This window comes from Synechocystis sp. LKSZ1 (assembly GCF_040436315.1).
In the GTDB taxonomy this organism is placed as follows: domain Bacteria; phylum Cyanobacteriota; class Cyanobacteriia; order Cyanobacteriales; family Microcystaceae; genus Synechocystis.
In genome coordinates this window covers 1,817,196-1,844,030 of the sequence record NZ_AP031572.1, presented here as the reverse complement: position 1 = coordinate 1,844,030, position 26,835 = coordinate 1,817,196, and the positions used below count along the sequence as shown (strand labels likewise).

The following is a 26,835-nucleotide window of genomic DNA, read 5'->3' as shown; positions in this document are numbered from 1 at the left end:
AGGAGGTAGGAAATGATTCCTTTGGGAATGGTTTTTAGATGGTACTAACCGACATTCGGATTAATGGCAGGCATCGAAAGCAATTTAGCTAAAACTAAAAGTAGCTCCACTAATAACGCCATTACTGGCATCCGTAGAATCAAAACCAGTAACTCCAGTCAGACTCACTAACAGACTTCCCGTGGCAAACCCAGGATTACCTATGTTACCATCTCCTACTCGAAATTCCGTATTACTTCCGTTGGAAACAACATCAATATTGGCAATTCCACTGAAGAGGATCTGGTCATTGGCTCGACTGAACTGGAACACGGTATCCGTTCCATCCCCTGCACTGTAATACACTTTATCCCTGGCGCTATCATTGCCGAGGTAAACCATGTCATTGCCCAGGCCCCCAGTTAACTCATCGGCCCCGAGGCCACCATCAATGAGGTCATCTCCTCCTAAGCCAAAGATTCTGTCTGCGCCACTCCCTCCCTTAAGAGTCTGACTTAGATTACTACCCGTCAGATTGAGATTGCCAGTAAAACCACTGGCATCCACATTCTCAAAGCCCTTAACAGAGGATTGACTCCAAGGAACGGGGAAAAAGAGGAAGGGAATAGGCAGTCCAATAAAGTTAGGTTGAACTAGTACCTGGGAAGAATTGCTCAGGTTAATCTCTAGGGGAGTGGTACTACCCGGCCCTTCTAGAACAAGCGTGTCGTTGCCAGCACCGCCATTGATGCTGTCTCGTTGGCGCAAGTTATCGAGGGTGGTGGTGACAAAGTCGTTCCCAGGGCCGGTGTTGATGGAGTCTCGATTGGGAGTCGTAAACCTTTCCGTAACATCCAGAACTTGAATCGTGACAGCCTTGGTATCTGAAAGGGCCGGATTGCCGCCATCAGTGACAACAACTTCTATGTTGTAACTATTCTGTACTTCAAAGTTAGCAGGATTTTTCAGGCGCACTTCTCCATCATCAGAGTCGATGGTAAAAGAGTCCTTATCGGGACCATTGAGGCTAAAAGATACAGTATTGTTAGGCGCTGTTGTATCAGGGTCGGTCGCCGTCCCTGTGTAAATCACCGTCGAGACGGGGCTATTCTCCGCAATGCTGGCCGTTGCCCCACTGGTAATACTGGGGGCATCATTGACGGAATTGACAGTGATAGTTGAGGTATCAGTAGCCGATTTTGCTCCCCCCGAACCCGTATTACCCTGATCATTGGTGATCAGGGTTAAGAGAACATCGCCATTAAAGTTGCTAATGGGGGAAAAGACCGGGGCCGATCCTCCTGCCAGAAATGCATTAATCGCAGCAACAGTTCCCGTTAAAATAATCGAGCTAGTTCCAGAATCTGTTACAGTGACGTTTCCTCCTGTTGTGGCGGCTAGAGTACCAGAATTTACCGACAGGGTTACGGTTACGGGCTCTGCGCCAGCATCTACATCGGCAATGGATAAACCTGTGAGAGTTAGGTTCGTGTCTTCATCAACACTGAAGGTACTAGGTAAGGTGTTGATTGGTGCATCATTGACGGCATTGACCGTAATGGTCATTGTATCGGTATCTGTTAAAGCACCACCAGTACCTGTATTGCCCAGATCATTGGTAACAATTTGCAGACTATCAGAGCCATTGAAGTTACTATTCCCCAGATAAGTCAGTCCATTCAGGGCCCCATTAATATTGGCTACTGTACCCTGGATGGTAAAACTACCACTGCCATTGCTACCACTGGTAACGCTTAATCCCGTTGTCCCAGATAAAGTCAGTACTCCGTTGGTCACACTTAATGCCACCTGCACCAGATTCGACCCGGCATCTATATCACTAATGCTAATGAGATTGCTATTGCTGGCACTGAAGACTAAGACTGTATCTTCATTCGTTGTTTGACCGTCTGGTACGGAGTTAATCGGGGCCTCGTTGACGTTGGTCACTGTGATGGTGACATTTTGAGAGCCCGTTAAATTGGCATCACTGGCAATCACTGTCAGGTTATAGATATTATCTTCCCCTGCATCTGTCGCAGCCTCAAAATTAGGAGCCACTTTAAAGCTAATTTCTCCTGTTTGAGAAATATTGAACAGATTTTTATCTGGCCCATCGAGGCTATAGACCAAGCTCGGATTTCGCAGGGGATCCCCGATAGCGGTTGCGGTATAGACCGTACCCGTGGCATTTTCTGCAAAGGGGACTCGACCCAGTTTTTCAAGCTTGAAATTATCAAAGCCAGAAGTCCCAGTGGTTCCTAGGTTGATGTAGTTGTCGCTATAGCCCCCGTTACCCTTGGTATAGGTATAGATTAAATTATTGCCAGCAAAAACCTCAACTTTGGTTTGACCAATGCCATTAAAAGGATTGCCATCGGTGGGGTCAGTGAGTTCAAGGCTAAAGGGATAGAGAGTACTACTATTGCCGGTACCTCCCCAGCCACTATTCACGCCGCTGACATCACTGTTAGCATCAAAGGCCTGAATGCCGCCATTGCCCCGGAAAAGAATACCAAAGTGGGGAACATTGTTATTGATAAAAATATTTTTGTTTGCTTCCGAGAGGCCAAGACTAATGCCTCCCCACCAGGTTGAATTTGTATTAGTAGCATTCGGGGCCAGCTCAAAGCTAATTTTGAGGCCGCCCTGGGCATTGATACCGTTAAAGTTCCGGTCAAGGGCCGCTCGTCCAGAACTGCTCAATAACAGATAATTACCTTGGTCAATGTTGGGGGTCGGGTTGCCGACTTGGGCAGTAGTGGTATTAGGTATCCAGCGGGTCGTTGCCAAAAGTCCGCCTTGTCGTCCCACAAGGTTGTAGTCAAGGTTAGTGATCGTGGGATTATAAAAAGCGGTGAAGTTATCCGTCAGCAAGGTAAAGGTCGGGCTAGTCTGAGCCGCAACGTTGGAAAATTCTGAAGTATTGCCCGATGGGTCTATGGCCGTTGCGGTGATATTGCTGGCCGCGCTGGGGTCAAAGGTAAAGCTGGCATTACCACTTCCATCCGTGGTGACGGAGATGAAATTTAAGAAGGTTTGGCCTTCTCCATAGCCACTAGGGTCAGGATTAGTATTGCTAAAAAACTCAATGCGGAAAGTGGTATTCGGAGTGCTATTGAGTTGGCCTTGAACGATTCCATTGGGAGCTAGGCTTAAACGCGGTGCATTTTGCAGACCATTGGGCCCGGCATCACCATCACCTAGATCGTTTGCAGTGATACCATCAGCGCCCAAGTCAACGCCTAAAGTTCCATTACTAGAAAGAGAATTGCCTTGGATTTTATTGCCGGTGGCTGTGTTGCCTGTAATCGCAATACCTTGTTGAGTATTACCAACAATTAAATTACCGGCATTTAAGACCGTTCCACCAATGGTGTTGTTAGGAGAATCGCTAATCAAAATCCCCTGAGTCGTATTCCCCAGATTTGCCGTTCCAGCGGCATTTGTTCCAATTTTATTACCAGCAATGGTGTTATTGGTGGTTGTATTACTAGCGATAGAAATACCAACGCTATTGCTAGAGATAACGTTGCCTTCAGCCAGATCATTGACGCTATCACCATTTGTACCAATTAAGTTATTGGCGGTGCCACTCTCTAGTCGAATACCGGCGTTGCTATTTCCGATTGCCCCTGTACCACTAGCATTCGTACCAATATAGTTACCTTGAATGGTATTGCCTGTAGTGGTTGCTGAAGTAAGCAAAATACCATATCGATTATTACCAGAAATAACATTACGATCACTGACTTGATTACCACCGATGGTGTTGTTAGCTGAGCCATTAACTAAAATTCCATCACTGCCATTGCCTAGGTCTGTTGTTCCATTAATATCCGTGCCGATGTAGTTGCCACTAATGCGATGATTCCCTGCATTATTAAGATTCCAGATACCAAAACTAGTATTTCCTGAAATGATATTGCGCTCTAGACTATCGGAAACGCCGTTACTGTCTGTCCCTACACGGGTATTCTCAGCTCCATTCGCAATATATATTCCTGTATTGTTAGAAATAGCAGAGGTTCCTGCCGCATTGGTTCCAATTAGATTGCCAGCAATGATATTGCCTGTAGTTCCTGTGTTTTCTGTAATAACGCCAATTTGAGCATTACCGGAAATCAGGTTCCCCTCTGTGGCATCATTAGCTCCATCACCATCAATCCCTACAATATTATTTTTACTGCCTCCTTGAATTTGTATGCCATGGAAGCCATTAGCAAGGGCCGCGGTTCCTGCTAGATTTGTGCCGATGTAATTGCCTTTAACTTTGTTACCGATTGCGCTGGCTTTATCAATCACAATGCCTTGTTGAGTATTACCAGAAATTAGGTTACGGCTTGCTATCGTAGAGCTACCAATGACATTATTTGAGCCACCATCAATATAAACGCCTCGCAGATTGGCCTGGGCACTTGTTCCATCAGCGTTTGTCCCCAGGAAGTTACCCAAAATGGTGTTGTTATTACTTTGAACGAGAATGCCATTGCCGCTACCAAAACGATTAATGACTAGGCCTTGGATAATACTTCCGTTAGAACCGGCGCCCAAGGTCAAGCCATTCACAGCTCCGGCGGAGGCCCCATTTAACTCGATTAGGGGAGTCCCGGCAAAACCAGTTTGACTAGTGCCATCAATGGTGACTTGTTCCGTAATATTCGGTAAAGCCGAGAGCAAATTAATGGTTTTAACCCCACCACCTGGAATGGCAAAGGTAATGGTATTGCCTCCGCTGATGGCATTGGCATTGAGAATAGCCTGGCGCAGACTGCCTTCGCCACTATCATTCGTATTGGTAACAACAAAATCATTTTGGCTAATCGTGACAGTGCCGTTTGTGTTGGCTCCTTGAATGTAGTTGACACTATTACTCAGCGTTAAAATAACCGTCTCATTAGCCTCGGCCTGGATATCATCAATGGGATTAATTGCGATATCGATAAAAGTTTGATCAACGGGAATAGTAACCGTTCCAGAAAGGCTGTTGTAATCACTACCATTGGTAGCTGTACCTGAAACGGCATAACTGACAGTTAAAGGGACAATAGGGGCCCCAGTACGACTAACCCGAAAGGTTCCTGGATCGCCCGCTTCATTTGCTGTTGCATCAATGGCTGTAATCGTGACGACGGGAACAATTGCGGGACTCGAAAATTCTGAGGTATTTCCCTGGGGGTCTGTCGCAGTAGCCGTTATATTGAGCGACCCACCTGGCGGCGTGAAAGTAAAACTGGCATTTCCATTACCATCTGTGGTTATATTCTGAAAAGTCAAATAAGTCTGACCTTCACCATTGCCACTGGGATCTACATTGGTGTTACTAAAAAATTCGATCCGAAAAATGGTGTTTGGGGCACTATTGAGACGGCCTTGAACAGTGCCATTATTGTCTTTGATTAGCAAGGGGTAATTTTGCAGGTTATTAACACCAGCATCTGAATCCAATAAATCATTGGGTGTTATGCCCACCTCGCTATCACCTTGAACAGTGGCAAGATCAATCCCCAAACCTGTATTGTTGAAAATATTATTTCCAGAGATGTTATTACCTGCATTGTTGAGGCTTGGGCTAGCGTTAAAAGCATCTGTTACATACACACCATTGCCCGCACTATTCGCAATAATGTTACCTTCTCCAGCACCAGTCCCCCCAATCGTATTATTGGCACCTGTGATACGAACACCACCACCACTACCATTACCTAAAGGATTATTGCCACTGATATCTGTACCGATATAGTTACCTTGCACAATATTATTGCTAGCATTAGATGCAAGATTTGCGAAGATAGCAACCCCACTGAAGCTATTGCCAGAGATGATATTGCGAGCTGTGGCTGTTGATCCACCAATGTTATGGTTAGAAGAACCAATATAAATGCCATGGATTCCATTTCCTATAGCCGATGTGCCATCAAAATTAGTACCAATATAGTTGCCTCGAATAAAATTATTACTTCCGAAGAAAAGAACACCTACATTTCCATTACCAGAAATTAAATTTCCCTCACTGGCATCATTGTTGCCATCTTCGTCACTGCCAATGATATTGTTATTGCCTGAATTAACAGAAACACCAAATGAGTTACCTGCTCCAGAAGTTCCACCTGCATTAGTGCCAATGTAATTTTTTTGTATTTTGTTGTTGCTGCTGTTGACAAAAATGCCTGCTCCGCTACTGAAACGATTAATGATCAAGCCTTGGATAACACTTCCGCTAGAACCGGTAGTCAAGGTCAAACCATTCGCACCACTTCCGGCAGACGTTCCATTCAACTCTATTAGGGGAGTACCGGTAAAACCGGTTTGACTAGTGCCATCAATAGTGACTTGCTCCGTAATATTCGGTAACGCTGAGAGTAAGTTAATAGTTTTCACCCCACCACCTGGAATGGCAAAGGTAATGGTATTGGCCCCGCTGATGGCGTTGGCATTGAGAATAGCCTGGCGCAGACTGCCTTCGCCACTATCATTCGTATTGATAACAACAAAATCATTTTGGCTAATGGTGACGGTGCCGTTGGTATTCGCTCCTAAGTCATAATTTGGAGTTCCACTATTGAGCGTTAAAATAACCGTCTCGTTAGCCTCGGCCTGGATGTCGTCAACAGGCGTTACCGTTAAATTGACAGTGTTAGAACCGGCATTAAAGGTAATCGTTACCGTATTGCTACTAGCACTAACTGTTCCTTCAGAGGGAGAGACAGAGAAATTGTAATCACTAGCACTGGCTGTTCCCGAAAGCGTTAATTGAACCGGGAGAGCATCGCTCAGTCCTCCAGAGGGAATGACACGAGTTAATTGGAAATTGCCTGTATTGCCTGCCGCTTCCGTCGCTGTATTATCTGTTGCTGTTAGGCTTACTGTTGGGGAGACATATTCAAAGGCCCCGATGTCATCATTGGTTCCCTGGGGCCGACTAATGCCCCGTTGATCCGTGGTGAGGCTTGTATTACCGGCCCCAATGGCTGGGCTACCAGGTAGAAGGGCACGAGTTAAGGTTGTACCACCATTGTTTTGTAAAGGCCCTAACAAAGCATTTGTACCGCTCTCGATGTTATTGCCTTGGGAAATGGCTTGCCCATTAAAATTTTCTATAGAGTTATTGCTAAAAATACTGTTGCTGTAATTGGTGGTAGGGCTGCCTCCACTTTGACCATAATTATATAGACCATAATTTTGATTATTAGCGATCGTGGTATTGAGTAATGTCACCGTACTGGTTCTGTCAGAAGCATCAGAAAAATTGAGAATACTTCCTCCCCAAAACACATTACCCGTATTATTACTCACCGTTACATTGCTTAAATTAGCCTTGCTATTCTCAATATATACACTGCTTCCGCCACCACCACTGGCATTGTTATAGTAAATGCCACTATCAGTCAGGTTTAGGGTACTACCCCCTGCAATGGCTATTCCTGATCCGTATGCCGTTGCTGTATTACCAGTGATAGCTACTCGATCGATGTTTAATATGTCATTGTCATCACTCATGGCAATTGCACCACCACGATCAACAGTACCGCCTGTAAGTGTTAGCCCCAAAATGTTGTAGGTTTGAGGGCCAGTATTCCCAAAAGAGAAAATCCGAGACGCATTATTACCACTAATCGTTAACAAGTTAGCGCCAGGGCCTTGGATGGTCACACTATCCGTAATACTGAGTTGCCCAGTGGTCAGGGTAATGGTGTCGGGCGTTGCATCGGTGAAAACTCCAGCAAAGGTAATGGTATTGGCTCCGCTGATGTCATTGGCATTGAGAAGGGCCTGACGCAGACTGCCTTCGCCACTATCATTCGTATTGATAACAACAAAATCATTTTGGCTAATGGTGACGGTGCCGCTGGTATTAGCTCCTAAGTCATAATTTAGACTTCCACCATTGAGCGTTAAAATAACTGTCTCATTAGCCTCGGCCTGGATATCATCCACAGGAGTAACCGTCACATTGACAGTGTTGGAACCTGAATTAAAAGTTACCGTAACGGTATTGTTGCTGGCATTAACCGTACCCCCAGAAGCGGAGAAATTGTAATCACTAGCACTAGCCGTTCCCGAAAGTGTTAATTGAACAGGTAATGCCGTGTTAGTTGCACCGGTGGGAAGATCACGAGTTAATTGAAAAGTTCCAGTATTTCCTGATTGTTCTGTAGCGGTATTATCAGTAGCAGTAATGTTAACGATGGGGGGAACATACTCAAAGGCCCCGATGTCACCATTAGTTCCTTGGGGGCGACTAATCCCCCGCTGATCTGTACTTGGAGTCGTATTGCCTGCTCCAATGGCAGGGCTACCCGGTAGAAGCGCATGAGTTAAGGTTGTACCACCATTATTTTGTAAAGACCCTAGCAAGGGATCTACACCGAAGATATTGTTGCTATTGGTTCCATTGATTAGGTCAGCGTTACTCTCAATTAGGCTATTGCTGGCATTGATCGTTCCGTCAGACAACAGAAGATTATTACCATCGCCATTACCTGCGATGTTGTTGGCGACGATAGTAGTGGTTAGAGAAGTTGTCCCCGCGTTGTTAACAATCCCGCCGCCGGTGAGGTTAGCAGAATTACCATTGATGGTACTGTTGCTGACCGTCACTGTCCCCATGTCGTTGAAAATCCCGCCGCCGAAACGAGTAGAATTACCACTGATGGTACTGTTGCTGACCGTCACTGTCCCCATGTCGTTGAAAATCCCGCCGCCGGCGAACACGGTAGTAGAATTACCACTGATGGTGCTGTTGCTGACCGTCACTGTTCCTATACGGTTGAAAATCCCGCCGCCGAAGGAGTCAGCGGAGTTACCACTGAGGGTACTGTTGCGGAGACTGAGATTCTCCAAGTTGAAAATTCCCCCTCCACTGCCAGTGGTTACCAGGCCACCGCTAATGGTCAGACCGGAGATTTCTACCGTTTCGGCATTATTCTCATTGTTATCGTCGATTACGAAGACCCGACTGGCGTTGTTGCCGCTAATCGTTAATAAATTCGCGCCAGGGCCTTGGATAGTTAAAGATTTATTAACCACTAATTGCCCAGAGGTTAAAATAATCGTCTGAGCAGTATTAAAAAGACTACTAAAATTAATCGTATCTCCGGAAGCCGCAGAGGCAATCGCATTCCGTAAAGAACCTGCACCACTATCATTCGTGTTTGTAACAGTTATAGTTGCCGCTTCGACTTGTAAAGATTGTCCATCGACAAAAATCGTAAAGTGATCGTTTTGGGCTTTTATTGTCTGTAGCTCTAGTTTATTTAAGCCAACTCCAGAAACTAAAGCTGAAAAAATCTCCCCTTCATCTCCCTCACTATCAACAGAGTTAACAAGACTATCAACATAGTGACCAATTTCTTCGAGCAGGACGGCTTGTATCTGTTCTGGTGTGGCCGTTGCTAAAAAGGACTGGGACAGATAAATGGTATTGGTGGATTGGGCATAGGCCCCGACAATTAGCCCTAGTCCACTGCCCAAGACCTGGATGGTTGGTAGTTGACTAAAATCCTGGTTCAACCACTGGATTCGCAGATTCTCCACCTTGGCGAAATCGTACTCACTGCCAAAGGCTGTATTGAAAGAGGCCCAGAAACTCTCCAGGCCAGCAAAGGCAGTAAGTTGTTCGTAGACTATGGCGAATTCTAGGGGAAATGGATTCATGTTGGCAGTGAGTATTTGGGAATGCCGATAAGGCTCAAGTGTTAAACCCTTGATGTTTTTGGTATTTGCTCCTCTGTATCAGTATAGACAATGGATCCGTAATTTCCGCAGAAGTCCCCTTATCCTGACTCGGTTCTTGTCCTTAGCATCTGAACAGGCCCTGAGTCTGGCCGGTCGCTCTATCACAGCAATTCGTCGCTGAGGGGGATGGCCTTAATTAAGACCTAATAGGCCATCCCTTTCACCCTGCTCTAAAGAAAACTAAAGATGCCCCCAGTTAAGGCCTTGCTGGCCCCGACATCACCTGAGGTAAAGCCGGTGGTGCCCGTCAGCGTCATCAGCAATTGGCTATTAGCCTGGTTTCGGAACTCCGTATTACTTCCCACTGTCTGCACATTGATGTTGGCAATTCCACTGAAGATTATCTGGTCATTGGCTCGATTGAACTGGAACACCGTATCCATTCCATCCCCAGCACTGTAATACACTTTATCCCTGGCACTATCATTGCCAAGGTAAACCATATCATTGCCCAGGCCCCCAGTTAACTCATCGGCCCCGAGGCCACCATCAATGAGGTCATCTCCTCCTAAGCCAAAGATGCGGTCTGCGCCACTCCCTCCCTTAAGGGTCTGACTTAGATTACTACCCGTCAGATTGAGATTGCCAGTAAAACCACTGGCATCCACATTCTCAAAACCCTTAACAGAGGATTGACTCCAAGGAACAGGGAAAAAGAGGAAGGGAATTGGCAGTCCAATAAAGTTAGGTTGAACCAGCACTTGGGAAGCATTGCTGAGGTTAATTTTCAAGGGAGTGGAATCACCTGGGCCATTCAAGACAAGAGTGTCGTTGCCAGCACCGCCATTGATACTATCTCGTTGGCGCAAGTTATCGAGAGTGGTGGTGACAAAGTCATTCCCAGGGCCGGTGTTGATGGAGTCTCGATTGGGAGTCGTAACCGTAACGGGGTTCACTTGAAAGTTAACAATTTGGGACAGTTCCTGTGCACTTAAACCCTCGATGGCATTTGGTGATAGATTTGCTAATTCTTCTGCCTTCGCCGCCGCCTCTGCTTTGGAGGGTTGACCAGTGGCAAAGTTCATAATAATTTGCGTTTCACCAGGCGCAAGGGTAAGCGTATAACCCCAAGTAGGATTATCATCTCCGTTCACAAAGGAAATACGAGCCAGGGGAGTTGGCGCATTTGGGCCCTGAAGAACATGCCCTAAGCGAGGATCAGAAGAAGTAGTACCACTATAGTTTTGAAAGGTGGTAACCCACGTATCACTTAATTCTCCTACGGTATCTCCATCACTACTGCTTACAATCTGTGTATTAGAGTCAGAACCTAGATTATTTTGAATATCCAAGGTAACTGTCTGGGTTGTTGTGCCGGTATTGGTCACAATGTTTAACCAACGAGCAAAGGAATCATCGGTTGGCACATATAATTTCCGTGAGACCTGGATATCGCCCAGCACTTTAACAGGAAAAACTAGCTCACGTCCATTATCTTCAGTGGTCGGGGAAGAACCGAGTTGATTGTAGTTTGCCTCAGTATTAGGCGTACCATTGACCAAAAGGGAATTGTAGCCATCAAAACCATCGTTAAGAGTCGTTGCGACATTACCACCGTTCACCGTCGTAGCATTCACTGCGTGGGTAAAGCTAGCTTCCGAAACTGCGGCACTAGCAGAAGAGGTCGTAGCAAAGGTAATGTTCGTATTTGCAAACCACTTGAATCCACTACCGTCCACAAGTGCAATAGAGCCTGTGCCTTGAATAGAAAAGCCGTCTCCAGCAATATCGGACTGATTAATCGAGTAAGACTCAGATTTAAATTTACCAAACATAAGCTTGTACTTTGTATTGTATGCGACCAGGAACCAGTGTACTGGCACAGCCTGGGACTTGCCAAAACTTTCAAGGCATTATCGACAGACCTCTATTCCAGCAAACACTAGCTGTCTAGTGTACATTATCACTATTCCCCTAATTGGAGTACCAACTATTTCATTTTTATCAAATTGGATAGAGCACTACAATGGAGCAAAATCACCCAACAACAATTAACTATATTGTCAAGCCTATGGTTTTACTATAAAGACTGAGAAAAACCCACTGTTATATACTTTTGAATATCATCAGGATTACTGATAGCAACAGGGCGGCGTACCCCCGGTAAAACAACTACGTCGTAAATTTCCCCCTGAACTCCTTCTAAACTGAGAGAATGAATAATTTCTCCGGCTTTGAGGTCGATGATATGAAGACCCCGTAAGGGTTCTAGGGATTGAGCAGCGAGTCTTTCCCCCAAGACAAGATCATTAAAAAAATCACTGTGGCGTGGCTTGGATGAACCTACAATCGCAAAATTGCCCCAAAAAGCTAATCCCCGCAGAAAACCAGCGCCGAAAACAATAGGCTCAAATTTTCCAGATTTAATATCCACTTTCCCAAATTCACCGGTTCCTGATTGCGCTACCCATAATTGCCCTTGATAAACTCGAGGGGAATGGGGCATGGATAAGCCGCTCACGACAATTTCATTAGTAGCGATATCTGTGATAGTTCCACCGTGGCGCTGGCATTGACGCCAACCTTCATGGGTATTAGTTTGACTAAAACTAGAGGCATAAGCTAGCTTACCATTGTGTAGAGCCAATCCATTAAGATGACAATGATCGGGGGCCATTATATGAGAAATAAAAGGTGGACACCAAAGAGGCTCAAAGTTTTTGGTTGTACTGGCTTTGGCTAAACAGTTAAAACGAGTTGCGACAAAGACAACTGAGCCTTCTGCATCCACAGCAATATCATGGATGTTTAAAACCCCTGTAGTGTAGGCCATCTGGGGAAGATATATGCGATCCGCCCCCGTTTCAGCAATTTGACCGGCAGAGAGCGCATTTTCTAAACGCCAGATTTGAAAGCGGGTCACCATATACAAAGTATTACTATTAACGACAGTAAGTCCCATGCACCGATCAAACTTACATTCACAAACAGCAAGTTCTCCATTTGGTTTCAAACCAATTAAAAACAGACTATGACCTAGTGTATTAGTTAAAGCAAGACTTACTTGTTGCTCTGCCAACCATTGAGTAAAATAAGGCGTCACTGAAATTTGATAGTTAGTTAGCTCTAAGAATTGAGAGTTCTCTAATTGAGAACCTGAAACTGGTAACATCAAGTCGTTCATTTATTTATCTATCGATATAGTGAATTCGTATTAATTAGCTAGGGAAAGGATTAAACCAAATTTGATTTTGAATTTCCTCTGAAATCAACCCTAATGCCATAGGCTGGCGAACTAATGGAAGAGCAACAACATCATAAAGTTCCCGTAGATTTCCTTCCAGAAGAAGCCAGTTTTCAATCTCACCTGTTCGTAAATTAATGATGAAAAAACCTAAGCGAGGAGCTTCTCCATGCTTTTTTAACGCATCATCTAAGGCTAAGCCAGAGTAAATATCGCCGTGGCGTGGTTTAGATGAGCCAACTACTGCATAATCACCGACAAAACATAATCCTCGTAAAAATCCAGGAGCAAAAACAATCGGTTCAAAACGGCCCGTGGCAAAGTTAACGTAACCAAATTCTCCCGTTCCAGAATTCGTTAGCCATAGGCGATCTTGATACCAACGAGGAGAATGGGGCATGGATAACCCTGTAACAATAACATCATTAGTTTTAACATCCACAATACACCCTCCATTGGCACGATGTTGCCGCCATCCGTCAAACTCATCTGTTTGACTAACACTTGTAACATAAGCAGGACTCCCGTCTTTCATTGCTAAACCATTTAAATGACAACGATCTCCAGGGCGAATACCAGATAAAAAAGGTGGATGCCAGAGGGGAATAAAGCTGTAGCGTTCACTCAGCGTAGCTAGGCAACCAAATCGAGTATTAACAAAGATTACTCGTCCGCTGTTGTCCACCGCAACATCATGGATACCAAGGAAGCCAGTCCTATAAACGATACGGGGCACATACTGTTTATCATAACCATCATTCATGATTTGCCCCTGAGGCAAAACATTTTCAAGTTTCCAAATTTCGTACCGAGTGCTTAAGTATAGAGAGTTTTGAGTTGTAGCAATTCCGAGACAACGATTAAATGTGCGCTCAAAAATAGAGAGACGATTATCAGTTTTAACGCCAATTAAAAATAGTTTTAATGGAGGTGTTGTAAAAGCTAAACTTACTTTCTGTTCCCTGAGCCATTGTACTAAATTTCGTGAAGCTTTAACTTCAAATTGAGTTTGATCAGGAATCTCTAATTCTTGTGGCAATGATTGTTCAGGAATCAACATACTTAAATTATTTCCGAAAATAACTATTGGTTATAAGCACAGGAATTCTATTAAAGTTTAGTTAGCTCCTTTGTCTAGCAGTCAAGATTGGTGATTTTGAAAATTTTTGACTGATGTTGGATAGCATAAAGATCCGACAAAGTTATTGAATGTTACGTTGCAAAAAATCCACACTACTACCACTAGCATTGTCTCTATTGTTTTTATCATAATCCTAGAAAATAAGCAAATTATCTTAAGGCTGGAAGTGTTTAAAAATAGGTAAACGAACAAGAAAAGAGGGATAGAATAGACAAATCGTTCCCCTCAAAAAATTAAATATTATTTGCTATAATAGACTCTCTGAGAAAAATAATCAAGCCTATTCTTGGTTTATTACCCAGCGCAGATCATTCAGTTTTGAATTTCAGGCTACTTTTTGAAATATGGCTTACATTTGTCTTAGGTCGTTCTTTAACAAGCATGAGATATTTATTTTATAAATTGAATAATAACCGTCATGGCTCTGATTATTAAACTACTCTAGACAAAGAAGCACTACCAAGCAAAGCAATTAACTAGTATTAATTTTGCAAGTAATAACACTGTGGATTTCTTGATTAATTTTGGTCAAGCTAATGACGCTAAATTCCCAGAACAAGCCAGTATCTTTATCCCTGGTAACATGTTAGCAATAACGAATAGAGGCTTTGTAAATTAGTACTTTATTGAGCAAATATCTGAGTTTAAAAAATCTATTTATTATCCGGGTTAAAAACGACATAAAAAATCAATTTTACCATAACCGTTTTAGGGTAGCTTATTTTTGTAATTTGGAAAATAAGAGCGAGTATTATTTAGCTACGAATGTTAAGACAATGACTAATGTCGAAATTGCTAAAGCCTATCGTTTTCGATGGAAAATAGAATTATCATGGAAATTCTTAAAATCCTATCTTAAGCTAGACGAACTAATTAACAACAATCATAACAGAGTGATGATAAAAATTATAGTATTACTCATTTCTTATCTCATTTTAAAACTTCTAGAAATATCTAAAATATATGAGAGAAATTGATTGATAAGTTTCGATAGCTACAACCTGTCCTTGAACCGTATCGCTCCTTTGTTCATTTGAGGTATGACTTTCTACCCCAGACCTTGGTTTTTTAAATGTTAAGCTTTATGTCAATATTTAATATTTCTGGCTAGAAATAACATTCTCAAATATCTAGAAGTATGAATTAAGTTTGTATTGAGAATTAGAGTAATGACTGTTACTCAGTTTAACAACCAAAAAAATATTGAAATTAGTAGCTACTCTTTTTTTTATATAACGACATAAGAATATTACTTGATAAGCCAATAAAGTCAGTGATGCGTCCATCTGTAGTTGCGATAGGTGATGTTCAAGGAATTATTGGGTGTAGTTGGGGTGGACTGCTAATTGGCGTGATTGAATTCAGCGCTAAGTCATGGGGTCGTTGTGGAGATGGTATTTCAAAGATTCCATCGGGGTTGAATGTTTCCTGGCCCTGTCCGGTTTTAATAATGGCCCAGGGCGTCAAGTTAAGAGATGAGAAGAAGTTTTAAGCTTTTGTTTACGTTTACTTAATGCAAAAGTCTTAATCTGATCGGGGTGATTTAAGCTACTTGAATAGTAGTCGTTTTACACACCCTAATCTTTATTTAATCGCCTTTGCTCTCTCTTGCCATGAATACTGAACTGCTTTTGCCTACATCCCTGATTAACCTCCTACCGGCAGAGGTGGCTCTTGTAAAAACCGCCGTCATTGAACTAAAAACGTTACTGCAAGAGTTGGCTCAGGAAGAAGAGAGATACTATAGTATTCTTACAGAAGCCTTCGGTAGTCATTTTGATGGAGTAGTTGCAGAATCGATTCGTACCCAATGGGCAAGTGGTGATTTTAGTCAAGCTCCCGCGATCGAAATTTGGAGCGGTGGCACAGGCGTAATTTTGGGTGCTTATTCCAGTGAAATCAATCGTATTTACTTAGCACAATGGGTAATTGATCAAGGGCAATCCGCCACCCTCGCTAATGTTCTGTTAGAAGAAATTGGTCACTCGATTGATGCTCAAATTAATACTAGTGATACCCCTGGCGATGAGGGGCAACTTTTTTCGGAATTAGTGCGCGGTAACATCTTACGTGACGAGCAGTTAGCGGCAATCAAGTCTGAAAACGATTGGCAAACTATTACCATTGCCGATCAAAAACTCACCGTTGAAACTGCTGCCTTTACCGCTGGAAATTTAGTAATTTATCGAGTAGGTACTGGATCTGGTTCTCTAGTCAATACAGGAAATGAAGTATTCCTCGACGAATACACTCCCGCCGGCGCATTAGTTCAGTCAATTGCCTTACCAACTACCACTAGCGGTACTATGCAACCTCTAATTGCCAGTGGTACAGCTACTTCTGAGGGTTTACTGACCCTATCTGTAGATGGGAAATACCTTCTTCTAACTGGTTATGGGACAACAACTGGAGGTTCATCTCTCTCTGGTACGTTGGGTACATCAGTTTCACGGGTTGTTGCGCGAGTTGATGCTAGTGGAAATATTGATACTTCAACGGCTTTAACTGATTTTGCCTCTGGAAATAATCCTAGAAGTGTTGCCAGTACAAACGGAACTGATTTATGGGTTGCAGGAGGTGCTGGAGGGGTACGTTATACGACTCTTGGAAGCACAACATCGACTCAACTAAGTACAACTGTTACTAATATCCGCGCCGCCAATATTTTGGGTGGTCAACTTTATATTTCCACTAGTTCTGGTTCTACGGTTCGGTTAGGAACAGTGGGAACTGGAACTCCTACAACCTCCGGACAAACAATCACAAACCTGCCCGGATTTCCTACTAATACTGGCAGCCCCTACGGCTTTTTCTTTGCCGATCTAGACGGAGCTCCTGGCTTAGATACCCTTTACGTTGCCGATGACACGGCAAACCAAATTCAGAAGTACGCTCTAGTAGCAGGTAGCTGGGCTGCTAACGGCATAATTACTGCCACGGCGGTGCGCGGCTTAACGGGAAGTGTGAGTGGTACTACAGTAACCCTCTACGGTACAACGGGAGGTTCTGGCGCGACTGGTGGCGGTTCTTTATACAAGTTTGTTGATAGTACCGGCTACAATGCAACGGCTTCGGGCACTGCTACCACGATCGCAACAGCAGCAAATAATACCGCTTTCCGAGGGGTTGCCTTTGCGCCAGTTGCGCCACCGAATCCCACGATAAACCTATCTATCAATGATGTATCTCTCAGTGAAGGAAATGCTGATACAACCACCTACACCTTTACCGTATCCTTGAGCGCTCCTGCAGGGCCTGGTGGAGTAACATTTGACATTGCAACTTCTGATAACACAGCAAATTCTGGTAGCGACTATATAGCTAGGTCCCTCACAAGCCAAACCATTCCAGCCGGCTCAAGCACTTATTCCTTTTCCGTACTCGTAAACGGTGACACGACGATTGAGTCGAACGAAACATTCTTTGTCAATGTCACGAATGTTATTGGCGCTAATGTCGTAGATGGCCAAGGCCAAGGCACCATTCAAAATGATGATTTTACGGCTGGTATTCTCAATGGTCCCAATGGTTCTCCCAATGCCGTTGGGCCGACAAACAATAATGATGATTTTACTAACAAATCATCCAATGTTCCCGCTGGTTTAGTCCCTGGCTCAACCTTTAATCCGAACGAGGTTACATTCACCAATACTGTTCAAAATACTGGTGGTGCAGTCACGAATATTTCTCTGTTACCTAGCATTCCTAGTAGTCTGTCTAGTCTACCTACCGGTACGATAGTTACTGTATCCTATGTCGCTACCTCTGCTACTTACAACTATAACGGTAGTCAATTTGTTTTTACTGGTGGAACCGGTGTTGTGGGCGGGAATCCCGTTAGTGGTAGTAACCCAGTACGAATTGATAGCATCGCTGTCAATGGAACAGCAAATTATGGGGTGACGGTGGATCTGCCGGCTGGAACATCGCTTTCTACGGATGTGGGCATCGAACGAGGTTTCCCCGTTCCTATTACTGCTTTTGTTGATAGCAACAGTAATGGAATTGCGGATGATTCGGTAAACAACAGCACAATTAATCGTGTATACACCGGCTTCCTACAACAGGTAAAGCAATCACGGATTTTGCAGGGAACTGGGCCCGCCGTTCAAGGCACAGATGGTACGCTCTCGACGACACCAAAACAATCGGCCCCTGGCAATATCATTGAGTATGTTGTTCAATACAAAAACGTTTCTGAGGTTCAGTCTGGAAGTGGTAATGTCATTTTGAATGCTGGCAATGTCGTCATTACCGAAGATGGTACGACGCTTCCCAATAATTGGGCAAGAAATAGTGATAGTAATGGTGTCATTGATACCAGTCACGTTCTAGGTTCGGCCCAGGGAGCGGGAGTTATTCAATATTTTAGTGGCGACCCTGCAACCAATCTTTTGGGGGGCGAACAAAATGGTACGACAGCCAATAGTGATGTAACTAAATACATAAACACTCTGACGGGAATAGTTGCGCCAGGGGCTTTAGGAACATTGATCTTCCAGCGCAAAGTTAATGAACCTTCAGAGACTCTGACCCTCAGTAACAATGCCAACGCCACCTATGAAGACCAGAACACCCCCAATGTGCCGATCAATGGCACCTCCAATTCTGTTTCTGGGGATGTTGCTGTAACCCCCATCACCAAAATCCACGACATTCAGGGTAGTAGCTCTAGCAGTCCTCTTGCCAATGCAACTGTCACCATTGAAGGCATTGTGGTGGGTGACTTCGAGGGGGCTTCGCCAGCCCTGCGCGGCTTCTACGTTCAAGAAGAAGATGCTGATGCTGACGCCGATCCGGCTACATCTGAGGGCATTTTTGTATTCAATAACAACAACAACTCTGTGGCGATCGGTGACAAAGTACAGCTAACAGGAACGGTTGCAGAGTTCCAAGGGCAAACTCAAGTCACCACCACCACTGTCACCATCGTCAGCAGCGGCAACCTTTTGCCTACTGCAGCATCCGTCAGCCTGCCTTTCGCAACAACCGACTACCTTGAACGTTTCGAGGGCATGCGCGTGACGTTTCCACAGAACCTCATCGTCACGAATAACTTCCCGCTAGGTCGTTTTGGGACGTTTGAGGTGTCGTCGGGCGATCGCCTTTTCCAGCCCACCCAGGTTGCATCACCCGGCGCTACAGCCAATACCTTGCAGGTGGCCAATAACCTCAACCGTATTTTGATCGATGACTCACTGCAAAACCAAAACCCTGATCCAGTCATCTTCCCGATCCCCAGTGGACTGAGCGCCAGTAACACCCTACGCGGCGGTACCACTGTATCCAACCTAGCAGGCGTGCTGACCTATACCTGGGGCGGCAACGCCGCCAGTCCCAATGCCTACCGTGTGCGCCCCACCCCCACCGATCTCAGCAACCTCATCTTTACCGATTCCAATCCTCGACCAGCGACACCTCCAAGCGTGGGTGGCACCCTCCGAGTTGCCAGCGCCAACCTGCTCAATTTTTTCAATGGCAATGGCATTGACGCCAATAGTGATGGCTTGGTAGATGGCGGCTTCCCCACTTCTCGCGGGGCAGACACAGCCATTGAGTTCAAGCGCCAAATTGACAAGACAGTTCAAGCAGTTCTGGGTGCAAATGCGGATGTCTTTGGCTACAACGAAATGGAGAACGATGGCTATGGTACAAACAGTGCAGTCCAGCAATTAGTAAATGCTCTGAATGCCGCCACCGCTCCTGGTACTTACGCCTTTGTTACGCCTCCTGCTTCGGCACTCATGACAGCTAATGGTGTTAGTGATGCTTTTGGTGGTGACGAAATTACCGTTGGCTTCATTTACAAAACCAATGCCGTTCGGGTTGCTCCAGGCACTAGTGTTGCAGCTCTGACAACGGGCATTTTTGCGCAAGATTCAGCCAATCGAGTTCAGCGTCCGGCTTTAGCCGTTACCTTTGAACGTTTGGCAAATGGAACTCCTACCAATGAAACCTTCACCTCTGTTATTAATCACTTCAAATCCAAGGGTTCAGCTGCAAACCTGCCAAGTGACGCTGATCAAGGCGATGGTCAAGGCCTGTCTAACGCTACTCGCACCCAGGCTGCGCAAGAGTTGGCGACTTGGTTGGCAACTAAGCCGACAGGAACAACAGACTCAGATTATCTAATCATGGGGGATCTCAACTCCTACCGCTTGGAAGATCCCATTACGACCTTGATTAATGCTGGCTATACAAGCCTGTTTGATTCTGCATCTTACTCCTATCAGTTTGATGGCCAGTGGGGGTCATTAGATCATGCCCTTGCCAGTAACAGCTTGAATAGTCAAGTCACAGGAGCCGCTAAATGGCATATCAATGCGGATGAGCCAATCGTTCTGGACTATAACACAGAGTTCAAAACTGCTGGACAAATCGACAGTTTCTACAATGTTGATCCCTTTCGTACGTCAGACCATGACCCAGTAATCATTGGTCTAGATCTCAGGCCCTCAATTTATATTACGGAGTATATGTACGATGGCCAGCCTGGAGAGTTTGTAGAATTCACCAATGAAGGAAGTACAGCTGTTGATTTCACCGGCTGGAGTTTTGATGATAGCTCTCGCGCATCGGGTAGTTTTAATCTAAGCGCCTTTGGGATTGTCCTACCCGGTGAATCCGTCATCCTAACCGAGGCCAATGCCACCGCTTTCCGCACCGCCTGGAATCTCCCCAGTGAGGCGAAAATCATTGGCGGTTTAACTCAAAACCTAGGCCGTAATGATGAAATTAATCTCTATGATGCTAGTGGGAACCTAGTTGATCGTCTGACTTATAACGATCAGGGGTCAGGTAACGTTCAGGGGCCGCGGACTCAAAACGCCAGTGCTTGGCCGAGCCTAACCGCGTTAGGGGCCAATAATGCGAGTCAGTGGACACTTTCGACTACAGGCGATGCAGAAAAATCCCGTAGTAACACCGCAACAACAGCGGCTTTAGGTAGTCCGGGGGTTTCTACCTTTGGCCAGCCTGCTATCTACAACCTCACTCCTGATGATAATGGGACTGGCTTTGCCCCTGCTAACAATCTTGTGATCGACTTTACTGAACAGGTACAGAAGGGGACGGGGAGTATCACGATTTATCGCACATCGGATGACTCAGTGGTGGAAACCTTTGATATTGCGACTAGTCCCCTCGTTAGTTTGGCCACAAATCCCGACACCACTATTTCCAATAGCCGACTGACGATTAACCCGACTAGCGATCTAGAACTTGTTACTGGTTATTACGTGCAAATTGCTAGCACGGCCATTAAAGATGTTGCTAATGTTGATAGCTTCAGCGGCATTGCCGACAAAACAACCTGGAACTTTACCACCAGTGCCGGTGCCATTCCCACCATTAGCCTCAATATTGCAACGACAACTAACTTCCTGGACGGTGGTGTTTTAGTCGCACCTACTAGTCCTCTGGCTATCAGTGGTGTAGTCAACGATCCAACCGATCCAGCTCGCACAATTGGCCTTGACTTTGACTTAGCCGATAGCGATACGCCCCTAGGCAACTTAACGGTTACAGCCACCAGTAGTAACCAAAGTGTTGTTCTTGATGCCAACTTGAATCTAACGGGAAGTAATGGTGATCGCAATCTGAAAATCACGCCCACGGACGTCGGCTTGACTGATATTACCGTCACCGTTAGCGATGGCCTGAATTCTACTACTTACACCATTAATTATGGGGCCTCAGCGGCCTCGGTTAACCCCAGTACAACCCGTTTCCACACCGGCGCTAGTGATGCTTCGACGGCCCTTGCCATTGACGCCGACTATATGTTGGTGGCCGATGATGAAGACCAAACCATTCGTCTCTACGACCGCAACGATTCTGGCCTACCTTTGAAAGGGTTTGATTTCACCAGTTCTCTTGGTCTTAGTGGTAGCAGTGAAGTGGATATTGAAGCTTCTACTCGTAACGGTAATACCATTTATTGGATGGGTTCCCATAGTAATAACAGTAGTGGTGATGACCGTCCCAATCGTGAACGCATTTTCTCTACAACGCTCTCTAGTACTGGTGTAAACACGGCCCTCACCTTTAATGGTTATTATTCCTTCCTTGAAGATGATTTAATTGCTTGGGATAACAATAATGGCCATGGCCTAGGGTCTGGTTTCCTTGGTCTAGCGGCCAGCGCCGCCAATGGAGTTATCCCGGAACAAAGCAACGGCTTCAATATCGAAGGTCTAACGTTTGTAAGTGGTACCATAGCCTATCTCGGCTTCCGTGCTCCCATTGAACCCACTAGCAACCGCACTCAGGCCTTGATTGTTCCTGTTACCAACTTCACCACTATTGCGGCTTCTGCCAATGGAGGCACAACTGGTTCAGCGACCTTTGGTTCTCCTATTTTCCTAGATTTAGGCGGCCGGGGAATTCGGAGTATCGAGCGCAGTAACGACGGCAGTTATTTGATTGTGGCCGGAACTGCGGGGGCAGGCAATGATTTTCGTATCTATAGCTGGAGTGGCAACGTCAATGAGTCGCCGGTAGATCGCGGTGTCGATTTAACCGCCCTGATCAGTGGTGGTAGTTTTGAATCCATTGTTGAAGTCCCTGCCTCGTTAGCCAGTACACCTAGCGTGCAATTGTTGGTAGATAATGGTGATACGATTTGGTACAACAATGGCACTATTTCTAAGGATTTACCGGCCACCAATCAGCAAAAATTCCGCAGTGAAGTAGTGACGCTTAATGTTTTAAATCATGCCCCGACAGATATTGACCTAAGCAATGGAAACATTAATGAAAATGTCCCTGCCAATACCATCATCGGCAACTTCAGTACCACTGACCCGGATACCGGCAACACCTTTACCTACAGCTTGGTTACAGGCCTAGGAGACACTGATAACTCAGCCTTCACGATTGATGGTAATCAACTCAAAATTAATAATTCGCCTGACTTTGAAACAAAATCAAGTTACAGTATCCGGGTCAAAACGACAGATCAAGGCGGCCTCAGTTACGAAGAGGAATTTAGTATTAAAGTACTAGATGCCGCTGAAAAAGTTACGACTCCCAATCGAGACTCCATCAACACCGGCCCTGGGAATGACTTTGTCACCACCACTCTCGATAACTTACGCCAACGAGACAGCATCAATGGCGGCGCTGGCAACGATACTCTCGTCTTGAATGGCCTGGGTAGTACCACTCCCCTAGAAATTAACCTTAGCAATGCTTCCCAGGTACTAGTTCAACCTAACTTTATTGGGCTGCCTATTCCTTTCCTCTTTTTCCCCGTTCCTTGGAGTCAATCCTCTGTTAAGGGTTTTGAGAATGTGGATGCCAGTGGCTTTACTGGCAATCTCAATCTGACCGGCAGTAATCTGAGTCAGACCCTCAAGGGAGGGAGTGGCGCAGACCGCATCTTGGGTCTAGGAGGAGATGACCTAATCGATGGTGGACTCGGGGCCGATGAGTTAACTGGTGGCCTGGGCAACGATATGGTTTACCTCGGTAATGATAGTGCAAGGGATAAAGTGTATTACAACCCAGGGGATGGAATGGATACCGTGTTCCAGTTTAATCGGGCCAATGACCAGATAATTTTCAGTGGCATAGCCAACATCAATGTGCAGACAGTGGGAAGTAATACGGAGTTGCGAGACCAGGCCAATAACTTGCTGATGACACTGACAGGAACTACTGGTTTTACTTCAGCAGATGTCGGGGCCAGCAAGGCCTTAACCGGGGGCATCTTTAGTTTTCTGTAGTAAAGAGAGTTCGCTAACCCTCATTCCACATATCCCCGACTCTAAGCCACAAAATCCTTGAATATTATGCAAACTAGGGTTCTACTTTTACGGGAATTGGCGATAACACCTGAGCCAGAAAATGCCCGGTGTAGGAACTGGGATGCTGGGCCACGGCCTCTGGTGTTCCTTCTGCAATTATCTGGCCGCCTCGGTCGCCCCCCTCAGGGCCAAGGTCGACAATCCAGTCACTACAGCGGATCACGTCTAGGTTATGCTCGATCACCAGGATGGAGTTGCCCTTATCCACCAGGCGCTGTAGCACATTCAGTAACTGATGCACGTCGTAGAAGGATAAGCCAGTGGTGGGTTCATCAATCAGGTAGAGGGTTTTTCCTGTCGCCCGCCGGGATAATTCGGTAGCTAGTTTCACCCGTTGGGCTTCTCCCCCAGAAAGGGTGGTGGCCGGTTGGCCCAATTTCACATAGCCCAGGCCTACATCGACCAGCGTTTGTAGGCGATTTACGGCCCGAGGAATATTTTCAAAAATGACCAGGGCCTCTTCAGCCGTCAGTTCCAAAACTTCGGCAATAGAATGGCCCTTGTATTTCACTTGTAGGGTTTCCCGGTTATAGCGGGCTCCTTTGCAGACATCGCACTGGACATAGACATCGGGTAGAAAATTCATCTCGATCACGTTCACCCCCTGGCCCCCGCAGGCCTCACAACGACCACCTTTGACGTTAAAAGAAAACTGGCCGGGTTTATAGCCCCGGGCCTTGGCCTCGACCGTCTGGCTAAAGACCTCTCGAATCGGGTCAAAGACGCCGGTATAGGTGGCGGGATTGGAGCGGGGAGTCCGGCCAATGGGGGATTGATCAATCACGATCACTTTATCAATGGCTGTTAGGCCCTCTATGGCCCCCAGGCCCTTAGGAAGAGGGACTTGGCGGGAAAGATGGTGTTGCAGGGCCAGATAGAGCAATTCATTCACCAGGGTGGATTTACCTGACCCCGAAACCCCCGTCACACAGACCAGTTTGCCCAAGGGAATTTCCACGTCAATGTGACGCAGATTATTTAGGTGACAATCCTGAAGCTTGAGGCTTAGGCCATTACCCGGACGACGCTCCACCGGAGTCGCAATCACCGCCCGCCCTGAAAGATAGGCCCCCGTCAGGGATTTGGGATGTTCCAGCAGAGTTTGTAGGCCGCCTTGACAGACGATTTCACCACCATGCACCCCGGCTTTGGGGCCAATATCGACAATATGGTCGGCCTGGCGAATCGTATCTTCATCATGTTCCACCACAATCAAGGTATTACCCAAATCCCGCAGTTTATGCAGGGTATTGAGGAGTCGCTCGTTATCCCGTTGATGCAGGCCAATGCTCGGTTCATCCAGCACGTAGAGCACCCCTGTTAACCCAGCACCGATCTGGGTTGCCAGACGAATGCGTTGGGCCTCGCCGCCGGAAAGAGTCATGGCCGCCCGGTCGAGGGTGAGGTAATCCAGGCCCACATCCAGGAGAAATTGCAAGCGGGCCTTAATTTCCCGCAGGGCCAGTTCCCCAATCAAGCGTTGACGCGGTGTTAAGTCTAATTGCTCGATGCGCTGGAGGCCGTCCCGAATGGGAACACTGGTCAGGTCACAGATATTGTACTGACCCAGTTTGACAGCCAGGGCCTCGGGTTTGAGGCGTTGGCCCTGACAGGTTTCACAGGGTTGATTGACCAGATAGGTTTCTAGCTTTTGTTTAACCGTTTCCGAGTTGGTTTCTTCGTAGGCCCGATCCAGAAGGGCCAAAATCCCTGGAAATTTGCGGTAGTAGCCTTTGCCTTGGCGAAAGCGGGATTCCTCCTCTATCCAAATTTGTTCCTCCGTGCCGTGGAGCAATACCTGACGCTGGTCGGAAGTCAGGCCCTGCCAAGGGGTTTGCAGTTCAAAGTCAAAGGCCTGGCCGACGCTGTAGAGCAGGGAGAGGTAATAGGCGTTGTCTTTATCTGACCAAGGGGCAATGGCGGCGTAGAGGGGTTTACTGGGGTCGGGAACGATCAGTTCCTCGGAAAAGGTGCGTAGCGACCCCAGGCCATGGCAGTCGGGACAGGCCCCGTAGGGGGAATTAAAGGAAAACAGACGGGGAGACAGTTCCTCCATCACGGCCCCGTGCTCAGGACAGGCAAAATTTTCGGAAAAGACTAACTCTTTAGGGGCATGAAGCTGATAAACCTGTCTGGCCTCTGCCGCTAAAGGGCTAGTGTCTTGCAGAGGGGTCGGGGCCTTGTTCTCCGTCGGGGTGTCCAGAATTTCGATAATGGCCGTACCTTCGGCTTGTTTGAGACAGGTACTTAAAGAATCGGCCAGACGTTCCTCCAGGCCTGCTTTGCGGATCAGACGGTCAATCACCACCTCGATATGATGGCTCTGTTTTTTTTTCAGTTCGATATTGTCCGACAATTCCCGCACTTGCCCGTTGATACGCACCCGCACAAAACCTTGGGCGGCCAGAGCCGACAGTAACTGCTGATGGGTACCCTTTTTACCCCGTACCACTGGGGCCAGGATCTGAAATTTCGTCCGTTCCGGCAGGGCCATAATCCGGTCGCACATTTCATCGATGGTCTGGGGAGCAATACTGCGCTGGCAATGGGGACAGTGGGGTATTCCAGCCCGGCCAAAAAGCAGGCGGAGATAGTCGTAGATCTCCGTGACGGTGCCGACGGTGGAGCGGGGATTATGGGAGGTGGATTTTTGGTCGATGGAAATGGCCGGACTTAACCCTTCAATGGCATCCACATCCGGCTTATCCAGTTGGCCGAGAAACTGACGGGCGTAGGCACTCAGGGATTCCACGTAGCGCCGTTGGCCTTCCGCAAAAATTGTATCAAAGGCCAGAGAGGACTTGCCTGACCCCGATACCCCCGTGAAGACGATCAAGCGGTCACGCGGCAAATCGAGATTCACATTCTTGAGATTGTGCTGTCGGGCGCCCCGGATGCGAATACTCTGGTGCTCGGCCATGGCTTGTTAAGAAGGATACTTCATGTTTCTTAACAATTTTAACCTTGCGGGTACCAGCTTGCGG

At 46.2% G+C, this 26,835-nt stretch carries 7 protein-coding genes; 2 read left to right on the top strand and 5 right to left on the bottom strand.

Annotated features, from left to right (window positions below; translation table 11 throughout):
• Positions 1 to 84: 84 nt before the first annotated feature.
• The 4 genes from ABXS88_RS08575 to ABXS88_RS08560 form a co-directional block, all read right to left on the bottom strand.
• Positions 85 to 9,636: a choice-of-anchor Q domain-containing protein gene (locus tag ABXS88_RS08575; RefSeq protein ID WP_353674758.1), complete on the bottom strand. Its 9,552-nt coding sequence runs from the start codon at positions 9,634 to 9,636 to the stop codon at positions 85 to 87.
• A gap of 251 nt (positions 9,637 to 9,887) precedes the next feature.
• Complete coding sequence (locus ABXS88_RS08570) at positions 9,888 to 11,492, bottom strand: hypothetical protein (protein ID WP_353674757.1); 1,605 nt, start codon at positions 11,490 to 11,492, stop codon at positions 9,888 to 9,890.
• A 245-nt stretch (positions 11,493 to 11,737) separates the two neighbouring features.
• Positions 11,738 to 12,841: a TIGR03032 family protein gene (locus ABXS88_RS08565; protein WP_353674756.1), complete on the bottom strand. Its 1,104-nt coding sequence runs from the start codon at positions 12,839 to 12,841 to the stop codon at positions 11,738 to 11,740.
• Positions 12,842 to 12,875: 34 nt separating this feature from the next.
• On the bottom strand, positions 12,876 to 13,961 hold the full coding sequence (locus ABXS88_RS08560) for a TIGR03032 family protein (protein WP_353674755.1): 1,086 nt from the start codon (positions 13,959 to 13,961) through the stop codon (positions 12,876 to 12,878).
• Positions 13,962 to 14,668: 707 nt separating this feature from the next.
• Here ABXS88_RS08560 and ABXS88_RS08555 point away from each other — a divergent pair.
• Together ABXS88_RS08555 and ABXS88_RS08550 are read left to right on the top strand one after the other, a co-directional pair.
• Positions 14,669 to 15,019: a transposase gene (locus ABXS88_RS08555; protein ID WP_353674754.1), complete on the top strand. Its 351-nt coding sequence runs from the start codon at positions 14,669 to 14,671 to the stop codon at positions 15,017 to 15,019.
• A gap of 636 nt (positions 15,020 to 15,655) precedes the next feature.
• Entirely contained in the window at positions 15,656 to 23,770 is an 8,115-nt protein-coding gene (locus ABXS88_RS08550; protein WP_353674753.1) for an ExeM/NucH family extracellular endonuclease, read from the top strand.
• Between the two features lie 73 nt (positions 23,771 to 23,843).
• Here the strand turns inward: ABXS88_RS08550 and uvrA are convergent, their stop codons facing one another.
• Positions 23,844 to 26,771: an excinuclease ABC subunit UvrA gene (gene uvrA, locus ABXS88_RS08545; protein WP_353674752.1), complete on the bottom strand. Its 2,928-nt coding sequence runs from the start codon at positions 26,769 to 26,771 to the stop codon at positions 23,844 to 23,846.
• Positions 26,772 to 26,835: the final 64 nt, after the last annotated feature.

Bases quoted from the DNA above. Each gene is read 5' to 3' on its own strand.
- ABXS88_RS08575 (WP_353674758.1), bottom strand. From the start codon at position 9,636: ATGAATCCATTTCCCCTAGAATTCGCCATAGTCTACGAACAACTTACT.
- ABXS88_RS08570 (WP_353674757.1), bottom strand. From the start codon at position 11,492: ATGTTTGGTAAATTTAAATCTGAGTCTTACTCGATTAATCAGTCCGAT.
- ABXS88_RS08565 (WP_353674756.1), bottom strand. From the start codon at position 12,841: ATGAACGACTTGATGTTACCAGTTTCAGGTTCTCAATTAGAGAACTCT.
- ABXS88_RS08560 (WP_353674755.1), bottom strand. From the start codon at position 13,961: ATGTTGATTCCTGAACAATCATTGCCACAAGAATTAGAGATTCCTGAT.
- ABXS88_RS08550 (WP_353674753.1), top strand. From the start codon at position 15,656: ATGAATACTGAACTGCTTTTGCCTACATCCCTGATTAACCTCCTACCG.
- uvrA (WP_353674752.1), bottom strand. From the start codon at position 26,771: ATGGCCGAGCACCAGAGTATTCGCATCCGGGGCGCCCGACAGCACAAT.